This window comes from Heliomarina sp., assembly GCF_052826185.1.
Map to the genome: position 1 here is coordinate 1 of NZ_JBRBUI010000055.1, position 25,962 is coordinate 25,962.

General features: G+C 57.7%; 25 protein-coding genes and 2 pseudogenes. 15 read left to right on the forward strand and 12 right to left on the reverse strand.

What is annotated here, in order from left to right:
- Positions 1-144: pseudogene (locus ACU0FH_RS22920) on the forward strand (integrase core domain-containing protein); the annotation flags it as partial.
- Positions 145-316: 172 nt separating this feature from the next.
- A pseudogene (locus tag ACU0FH_RS22925) lies at positions 317-468 on the forward strand (IS3 family transposase); the annotation flags it as partial.
- Positions 469-517: 49 nt separating this feature from the next.
- Here the strand turns inward: ACU0FH_RS22925 and ACU0FH_RS22930 are convergent.
- Positions 518-736, reverse strand: a complete 219-nt coding sequence (locus ACU0FH_RS22930; RefSeq protein WP_446197017.1) for a tautomerase family protein — start codon at positions 734-736, stop codon at positions 518-520.
- Between the two features lie 625 nt (positions 737-1,361).
- Here ACU0FH_RS22930 and ACU0FH_RS22935 point away from each other — a divergent pair.
- Entirely contained in the window at positions 1,362-2,969 is a 1,608-nt protein-coding gene (locus tag ACU0FH_RS22935; RefSeq protein ID WP_446197018.1) for a tetratricopeptide repeat protein, read from the forward strand.
- A 505-nt stretch (positions 2,970-3,474) separates the two neighbouring features.
- Here the strand turns inward: ACU0FH_RS22935 and ACU0FH_RS22940 are convergent.
- The 3 genes from ACU0FH_RS22940 to ACU0FH_RS22950 all read right to left on the reverse strand — a co-directional run bounded on the left by ACU0FH_RS22940 (position 3,475) and on the right by ACU0FH_RS22950 (position 5,756).
- On the reverse strand, positions 3,475-4,086 hold the full coding sequence (locus tag ACU0FH_RS22940) for a LysE family translocator (protein ID WP_446197019.1): 612 nt from the start codon (positions 4,084-4,086) through the stop codon (positions 3,475-3,477).
- A complete protein-coding gene (locus ACU0FH_RS22945) occupies positions 4,076-4,747 on the reverse strand; it encodes a phenylalanine--tRNA ligase beta subunit-related protein (protein WP_446197020.1) in 672 nt (223 codons plus the stop codon). The genes ACU0FH_RS22940 and ACU0FH_RS22945 overlap by 11 nt, the downstream gene beginning before the upstream one ends.
- Positions 4,748-4,817: 70 nt before the next feature.
- Complete coding sequence (locus ACU0FH_RS22950) at positions 4,818-5,756, reverse strand: AraC family transcriptional regulator (RefSeq protein ID WP_446197021.1); 939 nt, start codon at positions 5,754-5,756, stop codon at positions 4,818-4,820.
- 147 nt (positions 5,757-5,903) lie between these two features.
- On the opposite strand from ACU0FH_RS22950, the gene ACU0FH_RS22955 reads away from it, so the two are divergent.
- The gene (locus tag ACU0FH_RS22955) at positions 5,904-6,371 is read left to right on the forward strand and encodes a GNAT family N-acetyltransferase (protein WP_446197022.1); all 468 of its coding nucleotides are present in this window, start codon (positions 5,904-5,906) and stop codon (positions 6,369-6,371) included.
- Between the two features lie 422 nt (positions 6,372-6,793).
- Here the strand turns inward: ACU0FH_RS22955 and ACU0FH_RS22960 are convergent, their stop codons facing one another.
- The 6 genes from ACU0FH_RS22960 to ACU0FH_RS22985 form a co-directional block, all read right to left on the reverse strand.
- On the reverse strand, positions 6,794-7,057 hold the full coding sequence (locus ACU0FH_RS22960) for a LysR substrate-binding domain-containing protein (protein WP_446197023.1): 264 nt from the start codon (positions 7,055-7,057) through the stop codon (positions 6,794-6,796).
- Positions 7,058-7,592: 535 nt separating this feature from the next.
- Positions 7,593-8,186, reverse strand: coding sequence for a DJ-1/PfpI family protein (locus tag ACU0FH_RS22965; protein WP_446197024.1), 594 nt, complete (start codon positions 8,184-8,186; stop codon positions 7,593-7,595).
- Between the two features lie 65 nt (positions 8,187-8,251).
- Positions 8,252-9,217 carry a substrate-binding domain-containing protein gene (locus tag ACU0FH_RS22970; RefSeq protein ID WP_446197025.1) on the reverse strand — a complete coding sequence of 322 codons (966 nt, stop codon included), beginning with the start codon at positions 9,215-9,217 and terminating at the stop codon, positions 8,252-8,254.
- A 40-nt stretch (positions 9,218-9,257) separates the two neighbouring features.
- Positions 9,258-10,253 carry an ABC transporter permease gene (locus ACU0FH_RS22975; RefSeq protein WP_446197026.1) on the reverse strand — a complete coding sequence of 332 codons (996 nt, stop codon included), beginning with the start codon at positions 10,251-10,253 and terminating at the stop codon, positions 9,258-9,260.
- The gene (locus tag ACU0FH_RS22980) at positions 10,250-11,809 is read right to left on the reverse strand and encodes a sugar ABC transporter ATP-binding protein (RefSeq protein WP_446197027.1); all 1,560 of its coding nucleotides are present in this window, start codon (positions 11,807-11,809) and stop codon (positions 10,250-10,252) included. The genes ACU0FH_RS22975 and ACU0FH_RS22980 overlap by 4 nt, the downstream gene beginning before the upstream one ends.
- On the reverse strand, positions 11,806-12,489 hold the full coding sequence (locus ACU0FH_RS22985; RefSeq protein WP_446197028.1) for a GntR family transcriptional regulator: 684 nt from the start codon (positions 12,487-12,489) through the stop codon (positions 11,806-11,808). The genes ACU0FH_RS22980 and ACU0FH_RS22985 overlap by 4 nt, the downstream gene beginning before the upstream one ends.
- Positions 12,490-12,595: 106 nt before the next feature.
- Between ACU0FH_RS22985 and ACU0FH_RS22990 the strand changes: the two genes are divergently transcribed.
- From ACU0FH_RS22990 to ACU0FH_RS23005, 4 genes are read left to right on the forward strand one after another with little or no spacing between them, the layout of a single operon-like run.
- Positions 12,596-13,600 (forward strand): Ldh family oxidoreductase, encoded by a 1,005-nt coding sequence (locus ACU0FH_RS22990; protein ID WP_446197029.1) that lies wholly within the window; start codon positions 12,596-12,598, stop codon positions 13,598-13,600.
- Positions 13,601-13,621: 21 nt separating this feature from the next.
- Positions 13,622-14,827, forward strand: a complete 1,206-nt coding sequence (locus ACU0FH_RS22995) for an iron-containing alcohol dehydrogenase (protein ID WP_446197030.1) — start codon at positions 13,622-13,624, stop codon at positions 14,825-14,827.
- Positions 14,814-16,304 (forward strand): NAD-dependent succinate-semialdehyde dehydrogenase, encoded by a 1,491-nt coding sequence (locus ACU0FH_RS23000; RefSeq protein ID WP_446197031.1) that lies wholly within the window; start codon positions 14,814-14,816, stop codon positions 16,302-16,304. The genes ACU0FH_RS22995 and ACU0FH_RS23000 overlap by 14 nt, the downstream gene beginning before the upstream one ends.
- 18 nt (positions 16,305-16,322) lie before the next feature.
- On the forward strand, positions 16,323-17,162 hold the full coding sequence (locus tag ACU0FH_RS23005; RefSeq protein ID WP_446197032.1) for an alpha/beta hydrolase: 840 nt from the start codon (positions 16,323-16,325) through the stop codon (positions 17,160-17,162).
- Positions 17,163-17,434: 272 nt separating this feature from the next.
- Here the strand turns inward: ACU0FH_RS23005 and ACU0FH_RS23010 are convergent, their stop codons facing one another.
- Positions 17,435-18,220, reverse strand: a complete 786-nt coding sequence (locus tag ACU0FH_RS23010; RefSeq protein ID WP_446197033.1) for an IclR family transcriptional regulator domain-containing protein — start codon at positions 18,218-18,220, stop codon at positions 17,435-17,437.
- 165 nt (positions 18,221-18,385) lie between these two features.
- Between ACU0FH_RS23010 and ACU0FH_RS23015 the strand changes: the two genes are divergently transcribed.
- The 6 genes from ACU0FH_RS23015 to ACU0FH_RS23040 all read left to right on the forward strand — a co-directional run bounded on the left by ACU0FH_RS23015 (position 18,386) and on the right by ACU0FH_RS23040 (position 23,690).
- Entirely contained in the window at positions 18,386-18,865 is a 480-nt protein-coding gene (locus ACU0FH_RS23015) for a MaoC family dehydratase (protein ID WP_446197034.1), read from the forward strand.
- Between the two features lie 12 nt (positions 18,866-18,877).
- A complete protein-coding gene (locus tag ACU0FH_RS23020; protein WP_446197035.1) occupies positions 18,878-19,333 on the forward strand; it encodes a MaoC family dehydratase in 456 nt (151 codons plus the stop codon).
- A 62-nt stretch (positions 19,334-19,395) separates the two neighbouring features.
- Positions 19,396-20,379, forward strand: a complete 984-nt coding sequence (locus ACU0FH_RS23025) for a TAXI family TRAP transporter solute-binding subunit (protein WP_446197036.1) — start codon at positions 19,396-19,398, stop codon at positions 20,377-20,379.
- Between the two features lie 42 nt (positions 20,380-20,421).
- Entirely contained in the window at positions 20,422-22,347 is a 1,926-nt protein-coding gene (locus ACU0FH_RS23030) for a TRAP transporter permease (RefSeq protein WP_446197037.1), read from the forward strand.
- A complete protein-coding gene (locus tag ACU0FH_RS23035; RefSeq protein ID WP_446197038.1) occupies positions 22,340-22,525 on the forward strand; it encodes a hypothetical protein in 186 nt (61 codons plus the stop codon). The genes ACU0FH_RS23030 and ACU0FH_RS23035 overlap by 8 nt, the downstream gene beginning before the upstream one ends.
- A complete protein-coding gene (locus ACU0FH_RS23040) occupies positions 22,518-23,690 on the forward strand; it encodes a CaiB/BaiF CoA transferase family protein (protein ID WP_446197039.1) in 1,173 nt (390 codons plus the stop codon). Before ACU0FH_RS23035 ends, ACU0FH_RS23040 begins: the two co-directional genes overlap by 8 nt.
- Positions 23,691-23,869: 179 nt before the next feature.
- On the opposite strand, the gene hisN is transcribed toward ACU0FH_RS23040, so the two are convergent.
- Positions 23,870-24,664 (reverse strand): histidinol-phosphatase, encoded by a 795-nt coding sequence (gene hisN / locus ACU0FH_RS23045; protein ID WP_446197040.1) that lies wholly within the window; start codon positions 24,662-24,664, stop codon positions 23,870-23,872.
- 216 nt (positions 24,665-24,880) lie between these two features.
- Between hisN and ACU0FH_RS23050 the strand changes: the two genes are divergently transcribed.
- Positions 24,881-25,888, forward strand: coding sequence for an ABC transporter substrate-binding protein (locus tag ACU0FH_RS23050; protein WP_446197041.1), 1,008 nt, complete (start codon positions 24,881-24,883; stop codon positions 25,886-25,888).
- The last annotated feature ends 74 nt before the right edge of the window (positions 25,889-25,962 follow it).

The window sequence follows — 25,962 nt, forward strand, 5'->3', positions numbered from 1 at the left end:
AATCTGCGCCATGCCCGAGAGCTGATCTCGGCTTGGCGCGTTGACTAAAACCTTCACCGCCCCCACACGAGCCTCGACGGGCTCACTCCGTGGGAGTATCACAAACGGTCAGTAGAGGACCAAAACCTGAACAGAGCGAACTAAAGAACGCGGACACTCAGGGGAGCAGGTCAGTCGTAACCTGATGCCGTATCAGACCTATGGTGAGTGAGTGCGAACGTCATCCCGCTTGAACTTTTCGCTGTGTATCGCTGTCCTGTGTCCTATGAACAGAGCATCACTCTCAGAAGACCGGAACGAGGCCGCGATAGGTTGACGACGAATCTACAAAACTCGCGAGGTGTCAGGCGGGACGTTTTCGACTGCATCGAAGTGTTCTATAACTCCAAGCTCAAACACGCGTGCAACGGAATGCTGTCGTCCATCGACTTCGAACGACAGCAGAAAACGACTACTGACGGCGCCTAACAAACGCGGGACTATTCAGTCCAACTGCCCCGCAGAACGATGATTGCGGTTAGCCGCGGTCTCTCATACTTCGGGCGGCGGCGGTCGTCAGCAATTCACCGCCATAGCCCCATGCACCACTGCTCACTTCATGTATTCGCACGGATGTCCCAGATTTAATTGTTTCGCCAGCTATATGGCCGAAGGCATCGGTCACTCGCAAGATGATGTCAGCTTTCTCTTCCTTGGAGAAAACACCATCTAGGACGTGAATATCGATTGAGGGCATAAGAACGCCTCCTATTGGGATAAGTATCTAATCTTCTTGTTGTTTCTGACTTCTCGGCGACTGGTTTTGCATGATTGAACAGAACAACGGGACCAATCAGTTTGGTAAGGGCAAAGGCGGTGCGGAACGCCGCAGCCCGTCATCTTTTTTAAACCTTCAGAATTGCAGCCGTTCTTCTGGAGCCGTAGCAATTGCCACAGGTGAACGACTGCATTCTGGTTTCGTTCATTGGGAGCGTGTCATCCTTTCACCACAGTGAGGCTTGAGGAATACTTCCTGTTTGGCCGCTGTGGCGCATATTCGCTTCTGTGCGGGGAGGAATCCCCATGTCTTCCAGGCGTTCACGTGAGAGTCCGTCCAGGCGGTCGGTTTCAACTTCAACCCAGCCGTTACTCCCAATTGTACGGAAAAAAGCTGAGAGGGACCGGTTAACTGCATTGCGTGGGAGGGAAAGCAACTGATGCATTGGAAGTCTCCATATCGAAGTTAAGATAAGTCCATTGTGACCAGCCGCCGTCAGAGCAGCGCAATTTCGGGGCTGTGCCGCCGTCCAAAAAGTGCAATAGTTTCGTAAAATCAGCGTTGTTCGGCGTAAAAATCTCATTTGGAACCTGTCGGATACTCAATGCCGCATGTCGTCTTGCATCTATCCGGTCCTTTCCGAGCCGAGCGCGACGGCGCGGCAATTCCTGGATTAAGTCGTCGGGCGCAGGGCTTGTTGGCATTTCTTGCTTGTCAGCCCGGTATGCGCGCAGAACGCGGAGCGATTGCCGATTTGCTGTGGTCGGATCGCAGCGAAGCGCAAGCGCGCGCATCACTTCGGCAAGAACTTTCAGTGCTTCGAAAATCGCTCAGGGAAGCAATAAAGGCTGACCGCCGTTGCGTCTGGATGGACATAGAACAGTTCGAGGTTCGAAGGGGCGCCGAAACTTTTCTGGAAGGTTTCGACCTCGCTTCTGAAGGGTTCGAAGACTGGTTGCGTGAACGCCGACAAGCGGACGCGGTCGCGGCAGCACCATTGACGGCAAGGCGAGATGAGCGGCCCGCTTTGGCGGTTTTGCCTTTTGACGAGATTGGCGCAAGCGAGGCAGACATGTTTGCCGACGGGATCGTTGAAGAGATTACCGGCGCGCTTGGCAGGAGCCGGGATTTCGATGTCATTGCCCGGCAATCGGCGTTTATGCTGCGCGGCCAGAATTTACCGATACCTGAGATCGCAAAAAAGCTCGGCACCGAATACTTGCTGGAAGGCTCGGTACAGCGGGCGGGTGAACGGGTACGGATCTCGGTCCAGTTGGTCAGTGGTGCAGACGGGCGCACGCGCTGGTCACGTCGGTTCGACGATCGCATGGATGATCTTTTCGATTTACAAGATCGGATTGCGGCGCATGTGGCAGGGCAACTTTCTCCCAATCTGCGTGCGGCCGAGATTTTGCGTGCAAGAGGGCATCCGCCCGAGGTCCGAAGCGCCTATGACCTTGTTCTGACCGCGATGCCGCATTTCTGGGTTCACGACCCAGCGGAAAATCGTCGTGCCATTGAGTTCTTGGATCGTGCCTTGGAGAAGGATCCGGACTCGGCTCATGCCTTGGCTATGAAAGCATGGTGTCATGCACACGAATGCTGCTATCTTTGGTCACTGCCCACGGACAAGGCACGGGCGGCAAGTCGAGCAGCGTTTGATCGGGCGCTGCCGAGGGCACAGGATCATTCCGCAACCGTGACGGCACTTAGCGCTGCTGCTGCACTGGCTCTCAAAGATTTTCCGACTTCCGAAGATTTGGCCCGGCGCGCTTTGGAACTTGACCCCAACAATGCCTGGGCGTGGCTAAGGCTGGGGTGGGTGGCGGTTTACCTTGGGCGAGCCGAGGAAGGACTTGCACATTTCGACAGGGCAGAGGAGTTGAGTCCGCTTGATCCATTCCTGTTTAACATTGAATTTGGTCGATCCGCAGCTGTTCGAACACAAGGCCGCTTTGAAGAGGCGGTCGCGTTGATTGAGAAAGGATTGCGTGCGGCACCTAAAGCACATTGGGCCTATCGAATGCTATTTGGAACTCTCTGGCTCATGGGCGAGCATGACCGTGCCATAGCGGCCGGCAGAAAATGGCTAGCGGCACATCCTAATTTGTCGACGGAGACCTTAATTGAGGGGCTTCCATCTTGGAATCATGATCCGGAATATCTGAAGGTTCTCAGCGCGTTCGATCAGATCATTCCCCGAGGGAGGTGATCATTTATGGTAGTGTCCTGCGAGCATTGATCTATCCATTTTAATAACGTCTGCCGGTCTCATCCAGGAAACTCGATCTCGCGAATTATATCGCACTAGTATAGATAGTTTTCGGATTTTGTGATCATTGACGTTTGCAAGTTCCGATGTTCTGCTTAATCGGAAAGCCTGTTTCGGTGGCGAACGACTGCTTGCGGTCAACCGTATCTTCAGTGCGACATTCCCGTTGCGATAGCGAAATGAGGATCTGGTAATGCGCGCCTTTGGCGCGTTACTCGAAGCAGACCAGAGCGAGGATCTTTTTACTGTTGTCTTATGAATTGCCCGGGAGGTGCCAAAGGAGAGCGTATCGAGCTTCGGACGTTTTCCTTGCCGATAAGGATGTGTGTTCGAAAACCATGCACACTGCAGTTTCTCCGGTGGGGTGCCCCTATCACTTTCGGCAGCGTTATTGATTTTCGCCATGACTAATCGAAACCTTTCCGGCGGTATTAGCGCTCGGGGGTCAATCGGTTTCAAATGCCAGTTTGGCCGCAAGCATCAGAAACGCCATTGAGAACCCGCGCTTCATCCATGCGAGGATGGAAGGTGTGCCTTCTACCCGGGACCGGATTTTTGCAGCGAAGCCACCGTAGAGGATAAAAATTGCAAAGGTCATTGCCATGAATATCCCACTCAACAGAAGCATGTGAGCCAGAGGGTGCAAAGTCTCCGCCGGTACGAATTGCGGCAGGAAAGCCAGGAAGAAAATCGACAGCTTGGGGTTCAGAATGTTGATCAGGAACCCGGTCATTGCCACCTTGCGCAGCGATCCCGGTTCGGACTTCGTGTCAAAGTTGACCGAGCCCTTGTCCCGCAAGACTGACCAAGCCAGATACAAAAGGTAGAGGATGCCGGCCCATTTGATCGCTTGGAAAGCCACCGCGCTCGCGTGCAAAACGGCCGCAAGGCCAGCGATGGCCGCAGCCATTGCCGGAATAATCCCGCAGGTGCACCCCGCAGCCGCGGCGACGCTGGCACTGACACCACGCGACATCCCGACGCCGATCGTGTAGATGACGCCGGTACCCGGTGCGACGACGACGACGAAAGAGGTTACGAGGAACTCAATCCACATGATGTTTCCCCATGTCGTTACTTGAAAGGAACGAGGTATCTGAGGTCTTCCTCGCGAGCTCCTCTAGGATCCGCTGAATATCAGCACTGCAGCCGTGATTTAGCGGCTCGATGACGCTTAGCTCCTGCGTCGTCTCCGGCGAGACAGCTGACTTCCGGCTTTGGCGATTAGGCAGTCGACAGGCATGGGCGGTTCCAGCGTCATCGGCAAAGATCACCTCGCTGATGTCCGGTGCTTCGACATCGCGAGTGAAGGTCAGGTATACGTCCCGCACCATCGCCCGGTGCACTGTAAGATCTTCGGCGAAATTTTCGAAGTCGCAGACTGAAACATGAAGGTCATAGGCCACCAAGGCGACATTGCATGGGTCGAAGAGAGGATCCAGCGAGGTCCGCGTGCCTTCCGGACGCAGCCGGCGAAGGAGGGCTTCGGAGGCACATCGAGACCGCGTCGGCTTTAAGGCCATCGTGGAATAGGCGCGCCGACAGGATCGGATTTCTGGGAAAGCGCCTTCGGTTTCTAGACGCTGCAGTGCAGGTGAAGTCAGTGGGTCGACGGCCTCAGTGACCTTTGGCTCCGTCTCGATGCCTCCAATTGTCAGGAGACCTATCGCTCTCCCCCTGAACGTCTGTTGCACGTAATGTGAATGGAGAAGCGGCATTGGTATCTGATCCTTTTACAGGACGATAGCCGTTCGGCGCGCGCAGAGATTGAAAGATATTGCAGACGGGTTAGCCGACCTTCCGAACGAAGCAACCGGGAGTCAGTCCTAGTTGCCGGGAGAAAGCGCGCGTCAGATGGCTCTGGTCCGAAAACCCGCAGGCCAAGGCCGTCTCGGCCAGAGGAGAACCCGCAACGATCATTTCCTTGGCGCGCTTGATGCGGTGCTGGGTCAGATATGCATGTGGCGTCGTTCCTACCTCGCGCGAGAACCGGCGCAAGATCTGGTAGCGGCTGGAATTCGTCGCGATCGCGAAGTCGGCCAAGGAGAGGCAGGAATCCCAGCATTGGAAGATCATGTCCATAACCGTCCGGACCTCGGGAGTGCGCCGGGTGTCCCTGCCGGTTAATGGGTTGGAATCGAGCTGGGTGTGCAAAGCCAGCATCAAAAGCTGCTCGGCGTGGTTCGCGTCAGGCTGATCTTGTGTCAGAGCCGAGAATGCTCCTGCAGACTGCTTCAATGCCTGCCTAGACCGAAGAACCGGACGGGAAAATTCAGCACTGCCGACGGGCTTGTTAATGTAGTCCCGAATTGCCGCCGGAGACAGAAACAGCATCCGCCAGTCGCGTGGATATCCTTTTCGGCCGACACCGTCATGAAGTTCTCCTGGATTGACCGTTATCGTGTCACCTGCTTCCGCCTCGACAAGGCCACGGCCGCTCCAGCTATCCTGAGCCCCATCAACGATATAGCCAAAGCCGAACTCATCATGTGAATGACGCGGAAATGTTCGGTCCGAACTGATCGAGATCGCGTCGACACCTGTAAGGATAGTTTTATGGCGGACTGATTTGTGCATCTCTGATATATAGCACACTTGCATTGGAGTGAAGACGTTTTCAGCGGTTTGAGACGAAACAAAAAATTCAAGCCTACTGACCGAACGATCAGTTCGTCTCGCTTGGCTGACCTTGGCGGTACGGTGTATTCCTAACGGGTCTCGGCTCACACCAAAAACTCGTTGCGCAGTGAGCAAGGATCAACTCAGGGCCGATTGCTCTATCGGTTGACCGGAACGGGGTTTCTATGGCAGCCGGACGACTTTCTTGATGAACGCCCGACGCGTTTGTGTCGGGCCCAGCCGAAGGAAGGACCTATGAACCTAACTCTGGTTAGAAACCGTGACCGCGATCTGACCCCATTGGCATTGATGCTGCCGGACGCTGAAATCCCACTGCTGAACCCCAATGCGAAAGTGCCCTTCGATGAGATGGAGTGGCATAGGAAGTGGCTTGGAGACCTTGAGGATGTCTCGTTCTACCTGCAAGATATCGACGGGCGCAACGTCGGTTTCTTCGCCCTTCGGGTGGGCATTGGGCCGGAAGTCCGGCACCTTAGCTATGTCTTTCTCGCCGAAGAGGCGCGCGGAGGTGCCGCTCAGGAGTTAACGAGGCGAGTGGAGCAGGCGGCACTGGAACTCGGTGCATTGACCCTGACCTTGAAGGTGGACCGCGGTAACACGCCCGCCTTCAACGCCTATCTCTCGGCCGGTTACGAAGAACTATCTCGTCGCCAAAATATGGTCACGATGCGGCTGGATCTCGAAGAGCGGCGTGCGTTCTAAGCGGAACGGTCCGAAAAGTAAGCTTGGTTGTAGAAAGACGCTTACTGTTTGTCTCTCAATTTAGCCCACCGAGATTGTATGAATTCTGTGGGCTAAATTGAGAGACCCAAAGGTGGATCAAATAACCGCTGCGGTGACGCAGACAGTCTTGCTGAGCAATTGCAGTAATGTCTTCCATGGGCTTATGGTGTTGAACAAACAGAACCTTGTTTAATTCGCTCAAAGTTATAGAAAACCTTTTCTCGCAGGCTGCGATAGTGGCTGAACAGAGGATCTATTTCGACGTCTCCCGGAGCATGAACTTTGGCCTTTGGTCTAATTCTAAGGGCAGAAGGAGTTTTTTTAAGCATAGGGTGGAAACAGACACGCCATAGTGATCACTGCAAGACGACGTGAGCAGCGGGTGTCTCTCTGACCAGCTTCTAGTGACATCCGCCATGTTTCGAATGACCGCGAACGATCCCCCGCGCAATCACCAACTTCAGGGGCTCACTAAACAACCGCATTCCCTCTGTATCCGTCGATTGCAATGGAAGCTGCGTCAGGATCAGGTCCTGCTCTCCGCTCAGCAGTTCGTCCTGAAGAACGGATGGGGTCGCATCGCGCGCGGTCCCCTTCAATGCGGGATACGTTTTGTGCAGCTTCGCCATGACATGAGGCAGTAGATACGGGCCCAAACCCACCATTATACGACTGAAGAGGACCTAATTATTTTACCTCTTCCAGCGATTGCAGAGCGTCTTGTGCAGCCAATAGTTTGCAGGCGCATCGCGCTATCGTAATTAGTGAAGATAATCCCGCTCAACACCCGCCAATCAGCTACTCGAGACTTGCCGTGCGATTTCAGCAAGTAGAGCTCAAGGCGCGCCGGCTGCACATCCGTCAGCCAGGAGAGACCAGACATTGTCACTGCCCGGTTATTGAACCGTGAAACACGCATCCAAGCGGAAATTAATGGGTCCTGATCCTTGCATGAAAGATCGTTTTTATGTCGGTGTCGTTCGGTCGAAATGACGCTGGTATCCAAATATTCGGAAGAGACATTTGGATTATATGGGCGAGAACAAGACATTCGCCGCTTACGTGATGAATTGCCGGTTCGAAAATGAGAGTTAGCCGCGTTCGTTTTCGCGGCCGAAACGGCTTGCATCGCTTCTGCGCCTCATTTGCTGGCGAGGGATCTTTGAGGCACGACGCTCCGCCAGCAAATGCAAGTGTCGCTCAACTGTGCCGGATTTCTGTGCCCAGCACTTTCAGACATTCCCGCATGAAGGCAGCTAGGGCGGTCCAGCCCTTGGCCGAAACCATGGTGCCGTCGACATAGGCTTCCTTGGGATCCGCATCATAGTAAGTGCCGCCTACGGCCCTAACCTCTGGGGCACATGCGCCGAGGCCAGCAACGGTTTTGCCCTTCAACACACCGGGCACCGCCATCAGGATCTGTACGCCATGGCAGATGGTGAAGATTGGTTTGCCGGTGTCGTGGAAATGTTTGACGATCGCTTGGATGCGGGGATCAGTGCGGATGTATTCCGGGCCTCGACCGCCGGCCGCGTAGACCGCGTCATAGCTGTCGAGCTCGGCTTCTGCTTCGGAAAAGGTCTTGTTTATCTCGGCATTATGGCCCGGCTTTTCCGTATATGTCTGGTGTCCCTCGAAATCGTGCAGCGAGGTGGCGATCATGTCGCCTGCGTTCTTGTCGGGGCAGACCACATGTACGGTGTGGCCGACGGCCTCCATGCCTTGCTGGTAGACGTAGATTTCGTACTCTTCGGTGAATTCACCGCAGAGCATGAGGATTTTCTTGCCGCTCATCTGGGCCTCCTGGATTAATGTGTGGAAACGCCCGGCCGCTGGAAAGGCCGGGCAGGGAAATGGGTTCAGAACGGGGAATCGGGGAAGTAGAACTGATCCGCGTTCTCTGGGGTGATTAGCGGCGCGTCCAGCTTGAAAGATCCCCGCATCGGTGCTTGGCCCGCGAACTGCGCTGCGGTCATGTACATGGCCGAGGCGATCATCGACGGCGCGTAGGGTGTCGAGATCGGTGTGCGTTCGTCACCCGCCTTCACCATTTCGATCACCTGCTTCATGCCATTGCCGCCAAGTGCATATTTGATGTCCGTGCGGCCCGCCTGATCGACGGCCTCGAGCACGCCGAGCAGCATGTCGTCGTCATTGGCCCAAACAGCGTCGATCTTCGGATATTTACCAAGATAGTCCTGCATCAGGGTAAAGGCCTCGTCCTGGTTCCAGTTGGCATACTGGATATCGAGGATCTTGATGTCCGACTGGTCGATGACGTCCTGAAATCCCTTGATGCGTTCGTCATCGATCACCGTCGGAATGCCACGTAGCACGACAATTTCGCCCTCGCCGCCGAGCTTGTCCACCAGCCAGTCGGCGGTATTTGCTCCCACTGCGATGTTGTCTCCAGCGACGTAGAGATCCTGGATCGACGGGTCCGAAAGGCCCCGGTCAACCACCGTGATAAATGTGCCGTTGGAGGCGACCTGCTCGACCGGGCCGGTCAGCTCTTCCGAGGTGAAGGGCAGGATCACCAGTGCGTCGAGATCATTCGTCGCCGACAGATCCTCAAGCGAGGAGACCTGCGCCGTAGCGGAGGACGCGGTCGAGACGATAACGTCGATGTTCGGGAACGCGGCCTCTAGCTGCTTCTCGGCCTCCTGCGCATGATAGACGACGCCGCCGGTCCAGCCGTGGGTCGCAGCAGGAATGGACACCGCGATGGTGAACTCTTTATCCTGGGCGTGGGCCATGGCACCGGTCAGCGCACCGGCAACGATGGTGGCCGACAAAAGCGCCGCTCCTTTGGTCAATTTCCTCATTTTCCCCTCCTCCATTGGGATGATTTGGCGCCCGCCTTTTTTAGCGGGGGCCTGTAAAGCGGTGAGCCAGCATGGCGATAATGATTATCGTTCCCTGGACCGCGGCCACGAGGTATTCCGACACCATGTCCGATAGGACCATGACATTGGCGATGACCTCGAGAATGAGTGCACCGGCGACCGTTCCCCAGATATGGGCCTTGCCGCCGCGCAATAGCGTGCCGCCGATGACGACCGCCGTGATAACCTGAAGCTCCCAGAGCTGCCCGGTGGTGGGCGTCGCGGCGCCGAGGCGCGGCACGTAGCAGATCGCGGCCACGGCAACACAAAATCCCTGGATGACAAATGCCATGGTGCGGACACGCCCGACATGAACACCCGAGAAACGGGCAACGTCAGAATTGGACCCAACGGCGGTAACCCGACGACCATACTTTGTCCGATACAGGATAAAGGCCCCAAGCGAGGCAATGACCAGCGTGATGATCACCGGGTACGGGATGCCAAGAAAGTCACCGAAGTATACCGGGCGATAGGCGCTTCGCAGGCTCCGGTCGATCGAAAGCGAGCCGCCATCGGTCATATAGGTGATAAGCGCGCGGAAAATGCCCATGGTGCCCAAGGTGACGATAAAGGGCTCGATCCGCCCCACCGTGATAATGAGCCCGTTCAAAAGGCCGCACAGCGAGCCCACCACCAGTGCGACCAGCGCGCCTACCGGGATTGCCCATGCGCCCAGCGATGGGGCTAGCGCATTCATCGCCATGATCATGATACCGACGACAAAGGCCATCATAGACCCTATCGAAAGGTCAAGCCCACCGGTCGCGATCACAAACGTGGCACCGACGCCAATGATCGCGATAAAGGCGCTGCGCGTGATGACGTTCAGGATATTGTTCGTCGACATGAAGTTGGAATTGATCAGTGCGCCCAGCAGGATGATGAGCGCCAGCGCAATGAAAGGGGCAAAGTCGCCCCAGCGGATCTTGAAGCCTTCGTTTTCCGGAATGGCTGCGATTTCGGCACTGCTCATGCGCGTTTCCTCCCCTCGGTGTCGTTGCCGCTGCTTGCGGCGGCATAGACAATGTTCTGTTCCGTGATGTCCTCGCCCGTCAGTTCGGCGACGAAGCGCCCGCCGCGCATCACCAACACGCGGTCGGACAGGCCGACAAGTTCGGGAAGTTCCGACGAAATCACGACGCAGGCCTTCCCCGCCCGGACGAGATCGTCGATGAAACTGTAGATCTGGCTCTTGTTGCCGATATCGATGCCGCGCGTTGGCTCGTCGATAATGACGACCGAGGGATCGGCCATCATCACCTTGGCCAGCAGCAGCTTTTGCTGGTTGCCGCCCGAAAGCTGTCCGGCCTCGACCGACAGGGTGCGAACGCGAATGTCGTAGTCCTGCACCGCGCGCCTGACCGTACCGGTTTCTTTTCGACGATCGAGGCGAAGATTCGGATTGAGGATGTCGAGTGCCTGAAGCGTCAGGTTCGGGCCCAGCCCCTCGTTGAGCAGCAGGCCCTTTCCCTTGCGGTCCTCAGTTAGATAAACAAGTCCCGCGCCCATCATGGTGCCGACGTCAGGTAGCGTGACATTCTTGCCGTTAAGAATGATGGAGCCCGCCTGTGCCCGTCGTAATCCCATCAGACCCTCGATAAGTTCGGTGCGGCCGGCCCCGATCATGCCGCCAATTCCAAGCACTTCGCCCGGGCGGACAGTAAAAGACCCAATGGTCTTGCCATGATCAACTGAAAGATCCTCGACAGTGAGTACTGGATCGGCGGCAGATAGACCGCGTTTCGGCGGGTAGAGCATCGATAACTCGCGCCCAACCATCAATTCCGCCATCTGGCGCTGATCAAGCTCCGTCGCCGGCCAAGTTCCGATCATCTTTCCGTCGCGCAATACGGTGACACGGTCGGCCAACGTCTCAACCTCTTCAAGACGGTGGGAGATGTAGAGCACGGCAACGCCCTGCGCGCGCAGGTTCCGAACGATGTCCAATAGCGCGTCGACCTCGTCATTGGCGAGCATCGCGGTAGGTTCGTCCAGAATGATAACCTTTCGGTCGTCGAGAAGGGCACGGGCGATCTGAACCAACTGCCTCTGAGCAAGGGGCAGGTCGCCCACTCGCGACGAGGGACGCGCCGTTGAGCCGACGCGTTCCAGCACCTCGGCAGAGCGCCGATTCATCTTCCGGTCGTCTACGCTGAAAAAGCGCGACAGTTCGCGCCCCAGAAAAAGGTTCTGCGCCACAGTAAGATCGGGCGCGAGCAGGATTTCCTGATGTACTAGAACGATGCCCGCATCTTCGGCCTGTACAGCATCTGCAAAGGCGAACCGTTCACCAGCCATGGCCATCGTGCCGCTGGTCGGCGCGGCGTGGCCGGACAACAGCTTCATCAACGTCGACTTGCCGGCCCCGTTCTCGCCGATAATTGCATGGACCTCGCCTGCGCGTATGTCGAGTGTAACGTCGCTCAGCACGGTGATCGGGCCGTAGGCCTTGGAGAGGGCCTCGGCGTGGAGCACCGGCGGCGTGGGCGCGTTTTCGGCATCCGAAGTCTCGGGCAATCGGGAAATCATTCGAAGGCCGCCGCAAGCCGGTCACGGGACCGTTCAATGTGTTCTTTCATGGCCTCATAGGCAGAATCCGCGTCCGCTCTCCTAAAGGCGGAAAGCAGGCGATCGTGCTCTTCAAGCGCCTCCTGTGTGACGCGGCTGTGGAACATGAGGCGAAAGATATGCAGGTGGATATGCTGGTCATTCAGCGCCTGCCTGACAAACTCATTATCCGCTACCCGCAGAATCTCGTCATGGAAATGCGCATCCGCCCGTGCAAAGCGCGAATACCGGCTGTTACGGTCAACCGGGGGGCCGCCCTTTTCCATGTCCGCCGCGGCGCTCTCGATCCGGGCGAGCGTGTCCGGCGTCAGCTTGAGGCAGGCTTGCCGGGCGCTCTCGGGCTCGAGCAACAGCCGGAACTTGTAGAGGTCGTCGAATTCCTTGCGTGTCAGCTGGGGCGAGGCAGAATAGCCGATCAGATGCGCCTTGCGGACCAGACCCTCGCGTTCGAGGCGGGTCAGGGCTTCACGCACCGGGGTCTGCGACACATTGAGTTCGCGAGCCAGCCCATCGATTGGAATGCGGGCCCCGGGCGGAATTTCAAGCGACATGATGCGCTCATAAATCCGCTCGTGGATGCTCTCGGCAATGCTGGAAGGCCGCACGAACCCTTTCGGGTCACGATCCGTCGATACAGCCATCATTCCTCCCAGTTCAGCGTTCTTGACAAGCATGATCCTAACACTGATAGGATATCGAATGTCAAATACAATATCATATACGATTTGATTCAGGGAGGTTTGGCGTTTGCTGGTTTCGGCCGAAAATCTACGGGGACTTTCGGAAAGAACGCTGCTTGCAAGGGCGGTATCACCTGAAAATGCGCGCGTACAAGCGGACCTGTTGATCGAGGCCGAGCTGAGGGGGCTACCTTCCCATGGGCTTCAACGGTTGCCGCGAATCGCCGAGCGCCTCGTCGCCGGCGTTGCCGATCCCATTGCGTCGGGCGCTTCTCGGAAATCCGGACCCGGCTTCTTGATCGTGGACGGGCAACGCGGGCTCGGCCCGGTTGTAATGATGCAGACACTGGAGGAGCTGGCCGAACTGGCGCCTGCGCAGGGAATCGCTGTCGCCGCAATCCGAAACGCCAACCACATCGGTATGTTGGCCTATTACGCTGAGGCCGCCGCCAATCGAAACCTGATTGGCATCGTCCTGACCACCAGCGAGGCGCTCGTTCATCCCTTTGGCGGGACCGAGGCGATGCTGGGCACGAACCCGATCGCCATCGGAATCCCAACCGGGTCTAAACCCTACATCCTCGATTTGGCGACCAGCCGCGTTTCGATGGGCAAAATCCATCACTACGCGCTGACCGGCACCGCCATTCCGGAAGATTGGGCCGTCGATGCTCACGGCCGTCGGACCACCGATCCCGAATCGGCGAAAGGCGGGGCTATCGCACCGTTCGGCGATGCGAAAGGGTATGGCCTCGGCCTCGCCGTGGAACTCCTCGTCGCCGGATTGGCCGGTTCAGCCTTCGCGCCCGAGGTAGGCGGCACGCTTGATTCAACTGCTATTGCCAACAAGGGCGACATCCTCATCCTGATCGACCCCGCCGCCGGGGAAGGCAACGCCGTCGCGCTGGCCGCTTACCTCGACCGTCTGCGCGCGTCGCGGCCCGCAGACCAGGCCAACCCGGTGGCCGTACCCGGCGACGGGATGCGGGCCCGCCGGGCAAAGGCTCTGGCCCATGGCATCGATCTGCCCGACCCGCTCTACTACGAAATCCGTGCCCTCGCTGAGGGCTGAGACCATATGACAGGAGACGATATGACCCTTTTCGGCACGATCAGAGCCCCGCGAGAATTGATCTTCGGAAGCGGCCAGCGCAACGCCCTCGGCAAGGTCGCGGTGAAACTTGGCAAGCGGGCGCTGGTGGTGACCGACGAACGGCTGGCGGACGACGCGGAGTTCCGGGCAATGGTCGCGCAGCTCGAGGCTGAGGGGCTATCGGTGCGTGTCGATGGCTCGACCTTGCCGGACGTGCCGGTCGAGACCGCCATCGCCAGCGCCAAGGCGGCGCAGGACTTCGCGCCAGATCTGGTGATCGGGGTCGGCGGCGGATCCTGCCTCGACATGGCGAAATGCGTGGCGGTTCTGCTAACCTACGGTGGCACACCGCAGGACTACTATGGGGAGTTCATGGTACCGGGGCCGGTCATGCCGCTTATCGCGGTGCCGACGACCGCGGGAACCGGGTCGGAGGTAACCCCAGTGGCGGTACTGTCGGACAGTGAACGCCAACTCAAGGTCGGCATCTCCTCTCCCCACATCATTCCCACTGTCTCGATCTGCGATCCGGACCTAACGCTGACCTGCCCGCCCTCGCTCACCGCTATCGCGGGGGCCGATGCGCTGACCCACGCAATCGAGGCCTTTACGGCGATCCGACGCGCGCCCACGCCGGGCTTGGCGCAAGAGCGGGTCTTTGTCGGCAAGAACGCCACGTCGGACCATTTCGCACTACGCGCCATAGGTCTCATCTGGGAGGGGCTGGAGGCCGCCTTTACAGACGGCGCCAATGCAGAGGCGCGTGCGAAGGTGATGATGGGTGCGACGTTGGCAGGTCTTGCCTTCGGGGTCGCGGGCACTGCTGCCGCCCATGCGATCCAGTACCCGGTCGGCGCGCTGACCAATACGGCGCACGGGGCAGGGGTGGCCTGCCTTATGCCCTATGTCATGGCTTGGAACGCGCCCGAGATCGGAGCGGAGCTCGACCAGATCGCCAGAACCATCGGCCTGAAATCCAGCGCCGAGGTCATTCCTGCTATGGCTGCGCTCTTCGGGCGTATTGGCATCCCCCACACGCTCCGGGACCTTGGACTGGCCGAGGAAAAGATCTACTGGGTCGCCGAGCAATCGTGCGGCATTGCCCGGCTGATCCAGAATAACCCTCGACCGTTACCGCCCGAAGACATGCGTAGACTTGTCGGTGCTGCTTTCTACGGCGAGCTCGCCGTGCTTGAAACCAATTGAGGGAGACTTTGAAATGACACTCGACACCGCTTTCACCGGCTACGCCGACCCTGCGCTCCACGCCGAAGGTCTCTATATTGGCGGAAAGTGGGAGGCCGGGACCGGCATTCCAGTGACCGATCCCTCGACCGGAAAAACCCTGGCCGAGGTGCCCGATGCCAGCATTGAGGACGCGATGCGAGCAGTCGATGCCGCCGAAGCCGCAGCCGCCGGCTGGCGCCGTACGCCGCCCCGCCAGCGCTCCGAAATCCTACGCCGCTGGTTCACCCTGATGACGGACCATGCCGAGGAGCTGGCGCTGCTGATTTCTATCGAGAACGGCAAGGCGCTGGCCGACGCTCGTGGCGAGGTCGCCTATGCCGCCGAGTTCTTCCGCTGGTACGCCGAGGAGGCCACGAGGATCGGCGGCGAATTCCGCCACACGCCGTCGGGCGCGCACAATATTCTCGTGGATCATGAACCCATCGGGATCGCTGTCCTCATCACGCCGTGGAATTTCCCTGCTGCCATGGCCACCCGCAAGATCGGCCCTGCACTGGCTGCCGGCTGCACCGTGATCCTCAAGCCTGCATCGGAAACCCCGCTGACCGCCTACGCCATGGTCCGGCTCGGGGCGGAAGCCGGGGTGCCGCCGGGCGTGCTGAACGTGCTGACCACCTCCAACCCCGGACCTGTCACTGCAGCGATGCTGGCCGATCCCCGGGTGCGTAAACTGTCCTTCACCGGGTCCACCGGGGTTGGTCGCACTCTACTGGCCGAGGCCGCCAAAACTGTCGTTAACTGCTCGATGGAACTGGGCGGCAACGCGCCCTTCGTGGTTTTCGACGATGCCGACCTGTCTGCGGCAATCGACGGCGCGATGGTCGCCAAGATGCGCAACGGAGGCGAGGCCTGCACCGCGGCGAACAGATTTTACGTGCAATCGGGAATTCACGATGCCTTCGTCGAGGGTCTGACCCAGCGTATGGCCGCGTTGAAACTGGGGGCGGGGTACGACCCCGACACCCAGTGCGGTCCAATGATCACCACCAAGGCGGTGGACAAGATCGACCGGCTGGTGTCCGAGGCAAAGGATCGCGGCGCGCGGGCCACAACCGGTGGCGCGCCACTGGACAGCAGCGGCTACTACTATCCGCCGACGGTGTTGGAGAACGTGCCGACCGACGCCTCCCTCGCGCACGAGGAAATCTTCGGCCCAGTCGCCGCGATTTACCGCTTCGAGACCGAGGAGGAAGCCATTCGTTTGGCCAACGCCACCGAGTACGGACTTGCGGCCTATGTCTATTCGCGGGACATCATGCGGGCGATGCACGTTGGGCGCGGGATCGAGACCGGCATGGTCGGCATCAATCGCGGCTTGATGTCGGACCCGGCCGCCCCGTTCGGCGGCGCCAAACAGAGTGGCCTTGGACGCGAGGGCGGTGTCACCGGCATCCTCGAGTTCATGGAGCCCAAGTACTTCGCCGTCGAATTCTGACGGGTTGAAAGGAACACAATGGCCGAGCGCGACCTCTACCTCAACCGGGATTTCATCCCTGATTTCGACGCGATCATGGAAGAGACTGAGGCGCGCAGCCGCGCCTTAGCCGACACCGCGCGTGTCGAGCGGAACCTGAGCTATGGGCCGACGCCACGGCAGAGCTTCGATCTTGTCTTTCCGCCAGACATGGCGCCTGGCGCACCGCTGCACATGTTCATCCACGGCGGCTACTGGCGCGCGGGGAGCAAGGAGGCGCATAAGCTCGTAGCGGCTCCCGTGCTCGCCGCGGGCGGGGTCGCAGCGCTGATCAGCTACGACCTTATGCCGGGGACCCGGCTAGCCGATATTGTCGGGCAGGTTCGCAGCGCCGCGCGGCACCTCGCCAAGCTTGCGCCCGAAATCGGCGCCGACCCGGCCCGCTTTACCGTGAGCGGTCATTCGGCAGGGGCACATCTCGCGTCGCTGCTTGCGTCGGAGGCTCCGGGCGATGCAGGGCCGATCAACCTGCCCGATCTTCGCGGGCTGCTCCTTGTCAGCGGGATTTACGACCTCTCCGATATCCCTGGGTCATTTCTGAAGGACGAGACAAAAATGACCCGAGATGAAGCAAGGGCATGGTCGCCGCTTCTGGCAGAGCACGGGCCTGGCCCAATGCGGATCATCACCCGCGGCGAGGACGAGACCGCACCTTTCCAGAATCAGGCAGTTGCCCTGAACGCACTGCTCGAACGCGAAGCGCATGCGGTCGAACTGCGCAGCGAGAGGGGCAGGAACCACCTTACGATCGTCTTTGACTTGGCCGATCCAGATGCACCTCTCGGTCGAAGGCTGACCGAACTTGTCGAGTCGTCCTGAAGGGCTATGACGACGTCGAGAACGTTGCGACATCTTTCGTTTCGGGGCGAAGCAGGCTTCTCTAGGCCGTCGGATGAACGACTAGTAAGGACCAAAACGGTTCTAGGAAGGGTTTGCCTCCAAACTCGGTTTATTGGCGATGCTATCTTTAAGCGAGCTTTCGGTACTGCGCGATAGCATCTTGCTTGAGGGTAAACACAGGTTTTGTCGCTTGCATGACAGTCTAAGAAGCCATTGCTCTCCTTCGAGAGCTACTGCCATTGCCTTGTAGGCTAGACTTCAGATCTTCCTTCGAGCAGATGCGTTTCAATTTTTTCGGCGGTTTCTTTTAGCGCTTCGAGCAATTCTGCTTTTCGACCGGCTTCCTTCAGGCGCACCGGTGCGAGAGAAATGTTAGCTGCTGCGATCACGCGGCCGCTTGCCGCGCGTATTGGAACCGCAAGTCCGGCGATGCCTTCTTCTAATTCGCGATAGACCATGGACCAGCCTTGGTCTCTATCGCTGAGGATGGCCGCTTTCAGGCGATCGGGCTCTGTGATCGTCCAAGGGGTAAAGGCTTCGAGGCGGACCGTTTCGAGGTAATGTCGAAGCTCCCGTTCCGATAGTTCCGCAAGTTGAATTCGGCCCATGGAATTTGCGTGTGCGGGCACCCGGCTGCCCACATTTAGCGAGTTCTTCAGAATTCTGTGGGTCTGAACACGGAGTACGTAAACGATGTCATGCCCGTCCAGAACCGAAATGGATGAACTTTCCCCGACCCTTGAGGCAAGCGCCTGAATGTCCGCCTCGGCAAAGCGCCAGATCTCCGATGAAGACAGGTAGGCAAAACCAAGATCAAGGATCTTGGGCGTAAGGGAAAAATACTTTCCGTCTGTGGCCGCATAGCCGAGTGTGACCAGCGTGTGGAGCAACCGACGTGCCGTTGATCGGGTGACGCCTGTTCGTTCCGCGACGTCCGAGAGGGTCAAGACACGCGAACCTTCGTCGAAGGTGGTAATGACTTTCAAACCACGTGCAAAAGTTTGGGCGTAGGTGTTCGACGGTTCGTTCTCTGACATCGGCCTTTCCGTTCTCTATTCAAACAAATGCAGCGGTTCGGGCTTTCGAGCGAATTTGCCGAGTTGACGCGACGCTGATCCGTGGCTCAGGTTATACATCAGTTGTTTGAATAATACGCAATGTGTTTGAATATAAAACACGTTGTGTGAGGAGGAGGTGAGCGCATGAATGTCATGGGCGAAGATTTCGAAACGGATTTCTGGAAAGAAGTGAACGATCGCGCGACATGGGATCTGATCGTTCCAGGTGAGCTGCGCGAGACCCGGCCTGTCACGCTGACCAAGAAAATTATCCAGGATTTTGCCCGTAAGGTTGGCGAGGACAATCCGCTATATTTCGACGAAGAATATGCCAAATCGACGCCTTATGGCGGTATCGTCGCGCCTCCGTCGATCCATATCCTGTTGATGTTCGCATGCACGACATCGAAAGACTGGATGCGGTCACCCGGTACGATCAACGCCGGCCAGAATTGGTATTACAACGCGCCGATCCGACCTGATGATACGATCACCATGCGCGGCACGGCGCTGGACAAGTTCATCAAGAAAGATCGGCTCTTTGCGGTTCATGAGAACCTTTTTACCAACCAGCACGGTCAGGTGGTCTGCACAGGCCGGGGCCAAACCATTCGGCCTGTGTGAGGAGATACGATCATGAACGCAAAAGAAAACTTCGAGAAGATTCAGACCGGTGATGTTGTCGAGGGGCGTCCCTTTACGGTGACGACGGACACGATTCAGGATTTCGGCGACGCATCGCTGGACTATAACCCGCTGCATTTTGACCCGAACTGGATGGAGAAGAACGATTTCGGCGGGACCTCGTTCAATGGAGTCATCATGCACGGAATGCAGAATTTCGCGTTGATTACCCGCACCTTGACGGACTGGTTGGTGCCGCGCGGTGGGTATCACCGGCGGCTGGAAACGCGCTGGATCAAGCCGGTTAAACTTGGTGACACCATTACGCCTGAAGCCAAAGTGATCCGTAAGAACCCGACCGACGGCGGGCATTGGGTTCAATTCGAGGTCATCGTCAAGAACCAGCATGGCGAACCTGTCGCGACAGGACAGGCGCTGGCTGAATTCCGCGACACGATCCCGGCGTGAGGAGCAGGCGGGCCATCGCCTGCCTGGTCGGGGTCTTTTCAATTTCAAAGGGAGGAACGATAATGTTTAACTCAATAACACGCCGCGGTGCGATGGCCATGGCCATCGCGATGCTGCCGGTCATGGGTATGGCTCAGGATGTGCCGAAATTCTTCAAGATTGTGTCGACGTCACCCGGCGGTCTCTGGCACACCTTCGGCACGCAACTGGCAGACAAGTTAGGCAAGGCTTTTCCGGAGATGGCGGTCAGTCACGTGCCCGGAGGGTCGAACGTGAACCACAAGCTGGTCAGTTCCGGCGATGCGCAGATGGGGTTCAGCTTTGCCCCGACCTCCATCGAAGCGTGGAACGGGGAGGGCGGGTTCGACCAGAAATGGCAAGATGCGCGCATAGTCGGTACTTTCTATCCTGCCTATCTGCATGCTGTGGCGCGCAAAGGTGCGGGCATCGAAAATATGGAAGATCTGCAGGGCAAGGTGGTCAGTCCGGGCAAGCGCGAGTGGTCCACTGCTGCCATCGCGATGCAGATTCTGAACGATTTTGGCATTACCGAAGAAAGCCTCTCGGAAGATGGTGGCCAGATGCAATACCTCGGGTTTGGCGATGTTACAAACATGATGGCCGACCGTCGATTGGACGCCTTCATGTACTACTCCTCGGTGCCCAGCCCGCTTTTGCTGAAGCTCAACGAACAGCCCGGCATCACAATTGTGCCCTACACGCAGGAAGAGGTCGACCGCATCCTGCCAACCCTGACGCCCAAGGGCGCCTACGTCGAGATGACCTATCCGGCTGATCCTTACAAGGGCAGTGCTGGCAACTTTCCGGTGCCCACGATGTGGTCGATCTTCCTTGTTAACAAGGACGTGCCGGACGCCGTTGTTTATGAGCTGACAAAAATTCTCTACGAAGATCCGGACCTCAAGAAGTTTATGGGTGAGGATCCTTCTCTGGCTCTCGACTATGCAACTACGGGCCTGACGGGCGGCGTGATTCCTTTTCATCCCGGCGCGCAGAAATACCTGGAGGAGAAGGGCGCATTCTGAATGTGCTCTTTAGCTAACGAGCTTTCCTGAAGGACTGCAGACTTGTCGGACAGACGTGAATTCGAAACTGCGACCGATGCTTATGTGTCAGGGCAGGCGCTGCCTGTTCCGACTTGGCTGGTTGCTATCATCATCGCGGTCTCGCTTGGGACCGCGATGTATCACTTGCTTGGCGGAATGTTCGGGACCGCTGAAGCTTTCCTTCATCGCACGGCCCATATTACACTCTTTCTTGTGCTCGGTTTTCTGTTTTTTCCACTTGGAAGATCTGATTGGCAGGAGAAACTGCGCTGGACGTCGGTGATCGACTTTATGCTCATCACAGCCGCAATCGGTGTGTTCATCTACCGTATGCAGGACGTTGACTCCTTGGCTTCGCGTTCGAGTTTTCCTAACCAAGGCGATGTAATCAGCGGGACTATTCTAGTGCTTCTGGTGCTTGAGGCGGTGCGGCGGACAGTGGGCCTCGCCCTCGTTATCCTACCGACGCTTTTCATGCTCCACGCACTCTATTCCGATCATTTCCCGTCCATCTTTCTGGCCGCACCGACGCGGTTCTCATCGCTCATTGGCTACCTGACCGTCGATCTTGACGGAATGTTGGGTGTCCCGATTGCCGTATCGTCATCGTTCATTGTAATATTCATGATGTATGGTGCCGTTCTGGTGCGCTCCGGCGCGGGGACTTTTTTTACGGATCTCGCCTTTGCCGCGACCGGCTGGATGTCGGGTGGAGCAGCCAAAGCCGCAGCGCTGGCCTCCGGGCTTTACGGAACGCTCTCGGGTAGCACTACGGCGAACGTCGTGACGACCGGTTCCTTTACCATCCCGCTTATGAAAAGCTCGGGGTTTAATCCGCGTTTTGCGGCATCAGTTGAGGCGATGGCATCGAATGGCGGCCAGATCGTGCCGCCGGTCATGGGCGCGGCCGCGTTTATCATTCCGATGTACATTCCAGGCGCAAGCTACCGAGACGTGGTGTTGGCCGCTGCTATCCCCGCAGTGCTGTATTATATTTCGATCCTCGCCATGATCCATTTCCAGGCCAAGCGCACCGGACTGACAGGTGTAGCACGAAAAGATCTCCCAAGCGCCTGGATGACCCTGCGTAAGGGCTGGCCAATCTTGATCGCGTTTGGCGCCATTGTTGGATTTCTTTTGGCAGGGTTCACCCCGATGATTGCGGGCGCTACCGCGCTGGTGCTGACAGTTATCGTCACAATGTTCCGAGCAGAAACGCGTCTGACGCCACAGGACCTTTGTGCGGCGCTCGAGACCGGTATCCGGGCCACGATCCCGATTGTGATGGCCTGTGCTGCGGCCGGGATCATCATTGGGTCGATGGACTTGTCGGGTCTTGCAGGACGGGTATCCGGAGCAGTGACTTTATTGGCTGATGGCAAACTGGCGCTGGCGCTCGTCATCACTGCGGTGGTCTGCGTCATCCTCGGCATGGGCATGACCACAACCATAGTTTACATTACACTTGCCGCGTTGGTTGCGCCTTCGATCACAGAGATGGGCGCACCGGTAATGGCCGCCAACCTGTTTATCTTTTACTTCGGATGCCTGTCCGGTGTTACACCGCCGGTGGCGCTGACAACTTATGCTGCTGCCGGGATAGCTGGGTCCAACCCTTGGTCAACCGGTATAGAGGCCGTGAAAGTCGGGATCGCATCTTTCCTGATCCCCTTCATGTTCATTTATACGCCGAGCCTGCTTCTTGACGGCGCTTGGTACAGGATAGCAATTGACAGCGTCACGGCGGCGATCGGGATCATCTGTCTTGCTGCCGCAGTGCAAGGTTACTTACGTCGCTTGCTCAAGCCGTGGGAACGCGTTGCGCTCGCAGCCACTGCGCTTTTGTTCATCGTGCCGACCTGGGAGACCATGTTATTGGCGGGCGCGGTTCTGATCATGTTGTGGTTCCGGGGGCGTACCAATCAGGGGAAGAGGCTCGATGCGTAGACTGCTATTCCAATGGGCCACGTTTTCAATCGTGCTGGCAGTGGCGGTCGTGCCCGCCTGGCTTGGCGTCCATTTCCGACAATTCATGCCCTACATGGGCGGGATGACATTGTTTGCCATCTTCGCGCTGATTTGGCTGCGCCTCTCACGAAGCGGGAGAAATGTTGCAGATGAATGAACAACATGCTGCATTTGCTGGGCTAAAAGTTCTCGACTTTACCGCTGGGGTCGCCGGGCCTCATGCCACGCAAATCATGGCTCTTCACGGCGCCGAGGTCATCAAGGTCGAGCCTCTTAATGGGGAATGGGGGCGGACGCTCGGCAGGGCCTATGAGAACCACACTGCTCATTCGATTGCCTTTAACCGCGGCAAGAAAAGTCTGGCCGTAGATTTGAAAAACGCGGACGTTCTCGCGGCTGTGAAGTCCCTCGCTCAGTCGGCAGACATCGTTGCCGAGAGTTTCCGTCCCGGAGTGATGGCACGCTTTGGCCTCTCTTACGAGGACTTGTCGAACGACAACAAGGACCTGATTTATCTCTCGATTTCAGGCTTTGGACAGGCTGGCTCTTACATGGATCGACCGGTCACCGACGCGGTCATCCAGGCCTTCTCGGGCTGGATGACGATGAACGCCGATAGTCGAGGTGTGCCGCAACGGTCGCGGATGGTGGCGATGGATGTGATGACTGGCCTTTACGGCTGCAATGCCGTTGCAATGGCCATGATTGCCAAGCTGCGCTTTGGTCAAGGAAAGTGGATCGACTGCAGTCTGATGCAGTCTGCCGCAGCCTTTCAGGCACCCAAGATGATAGAATTCCATCTTCAAAAGGGCGAGACCGGAAACCTCTATGCGCCTGTCGGCGCCTTTCCGACCCGCGACGGTCAGATAAATATAACGGCCATGCGGGATGATCATTTCGCAGCGCTTTGTCGAGTGCTTGGGCGGAGAGAATTGGCAGATGAGCCGAGGTTCCGGACGGCAGCCGACCGGCTTGAGCATGAGGAGGATCTGAACGCGATCCTTTTCGCAGCTTTCGCAAAACGGGATTCCCAAGATTGGGCCCAGCGGTTGACCGAAGCGGATGTGATGAACTCGGTTGTCTACAGCTATTCAGACTACTTTGACGATCGCCACGTAAAAGAGGTCGGATCGTACGACTGGCTTGAGCATCCTATTGTGGGGAACGTGCCTGTTCCAGGGGTTCCCGGCGCGCCAGAGTCGCGCGCTGAAAGCCCAGAGGTGGGACAGCACAGCATTGATGTGTTGCAGATGGCCGGCCTGCAAACAGATGAGATCGAGCGGTTGGCCGAGTCGGGAGCGGTGACAGTTGGTAGGACTTAGGTTCGGTTTCAAATCAGGCACCTAGCCCAAGTATCTTGAAAATTTGGTCCTCTGTTTGGCAGTTTGAACCTAGCGCAGTTTTTCGGAATTATTCTCCACGAAAATTGACCTTATGCGTCGATTTCGACGTGTTAAGCTGACATCGGACTCGATCAGCTGAAATTTAATGGGACTTTAGCCTAGTCAGGGTTTAATGCGATAAGCGCTTCAGCATGTAGCTTGGCGCTGGCGGCTGCGATGACTTTTCCTCCAGAAGTGAGACTCAATGGTTGCCCGTCCCAATCTGTGATGATCCCTCCTGCGCCTTCGATAATCGGTATAAGTGCCATGTAGTCGTATGGGTGAAGGTTCATCTCGAACAGAAGGTCCACATGACCCGAAGCCAGCAGACCATAAGCGTAACAGTCCCCGCCAAAGCGTCGCATATTCGCTTTCCCGGATAATTTTTCGAATTGCGCCCATCCCGCAGCGTCAAAGTTGTCCGGGCTGGTGGTGTAAAGGATCGCCTCGGAAAGGCGTAGCCGACCGCTGGTGCAGCAAGGCGCGCCGTTTAATTGCGAGGGTGCGCCACTCTGGCCAGTCCAGCGTTCGCCGCTGGGTGGAACCGATATGACTCCGACGTCGGGCACACCGTTTTCCAGGCAGGCGATCAGCGTGCCGAAACTTGGCATTCCTGAGAGAAAGCTTTTCGTTCCGTCGATAGGATCGATGACCCAGATCCGTTCGGCGTCAATCCGGTCGTCCTCATGTTCTTCGCCAAGGATACCATGGCTTGGAAAGGCTTCGGCGATCTGGCGCCGCATCTCGGCTTCGATGGCTCGGTCGGCTTGGGTGACAGGCGACTCGTCGGCCTTCGCCTCGATGTCGAGCGGCTTGCGAAAATAACTCATGGCCATCGCGTCGGTCGTATCCGCCAAGGTATTTGCGAACTGAGCCAGCCGATCCGTATCGGGGTTGGGCTTAAGGGAGTGCATGGAAATTCCTCGGAATACGTAAAGTGACAGGCTGCGGGCGCACACCGCGGGAATTATTAGTAGACAAAGGCCACAAAAACGCAAGACTACACATATTGCCCCAATGTTCCACCGGACGACGCATGACGCCGGGCAGCTATACAGAAGGGGTTTTGCAGGGCCCCCATCGACCGGGCACAGGTCCGGACAAGGAAGTGAACCAACAAGGAGATGATTATGAAGACCTGGATTCAGACTACCACGTTGTCGCTGGCAGCTCTCGCCGCTGCGGTGCCGGCCTTGGCCGACGAGCTGACGGTATACACCGCACTCGAGGAAGAAGAGGTCGCGGCCTATATCGAAGCTGCTAAGGCGGCGATGCCTGATACAGAAATCAACGTGTTGCGCCTGTCCACCGGCAAGCTGGGCGCGCGGTTGCTGGCTGAGGCAGGCAACCCGCAAGCCGATGTGATCTGGGGCTGGGCGGTCAGCGCCATGATGGATCCCCAGATTCTCGAGATGCTGGAGCCTTACGAAGCAAAGGGTGTCGACGTGCTGCCCGATACCTTCCGAGACGCGGATGGCAAGTGGTTCGCCCCGATCGGCTATATGGGTGCCTTTTGCGTGAATACCGCTCGGCTCGAAGAAAAAGGCCTGACGATGCCAAAGAGCTGGGCCGATCTCGAAGATCCGGCCTTCAAGGGCGAGGTGCTGATGCCGGATCCGAACTCCTCCGGTACGGGGTATCTGCACGTCAACGCGGTCCTGCAGAGCATGGGCGACGAAGCTGGCTGGGCGCAACTCGAAGCGGTCGATCCAAATATGGCGCAATACACATCTTCGGGCTCCAAGCCGTGTAAGTCCGCTCGGGTGGGCGAATATACTGTTGGGATTTCGCTGGCTTTCACGGCGATGCAGTCGATCGAAGAGGGCTATCCACTGGCCATGGTTTTTCCCGAAGGCGGCGTGGGATATGAGCTGGAAGCCTCCGGCCTGATGGCCAGCACCGACAATCCCGAGGCGGCGAAGGCCTTCCTGGACTGGACGATGTCGGACGAGGCTATCGACCTTTATCAGCAGTACAAGGCGCTAATCACCGTGCCGGGTGTCGATGCATCTGAAGCGGCCGAGGCGGCTGGCCTCCCCGCCGACATCTCGACCATCCTCGCAGATATCGACTTTGTAAAAGCCGCGAATGACCAGTCCGATGTAAAGGCGACATGGAAAGAGAAGTTCGGCCGCTAAGGCCAAAGATCGGGGCGGCTTCGGTTCGCCCCTACCCTTTGCAGGCGGTCTCGGATCGCCTGCACGCCGAAGGA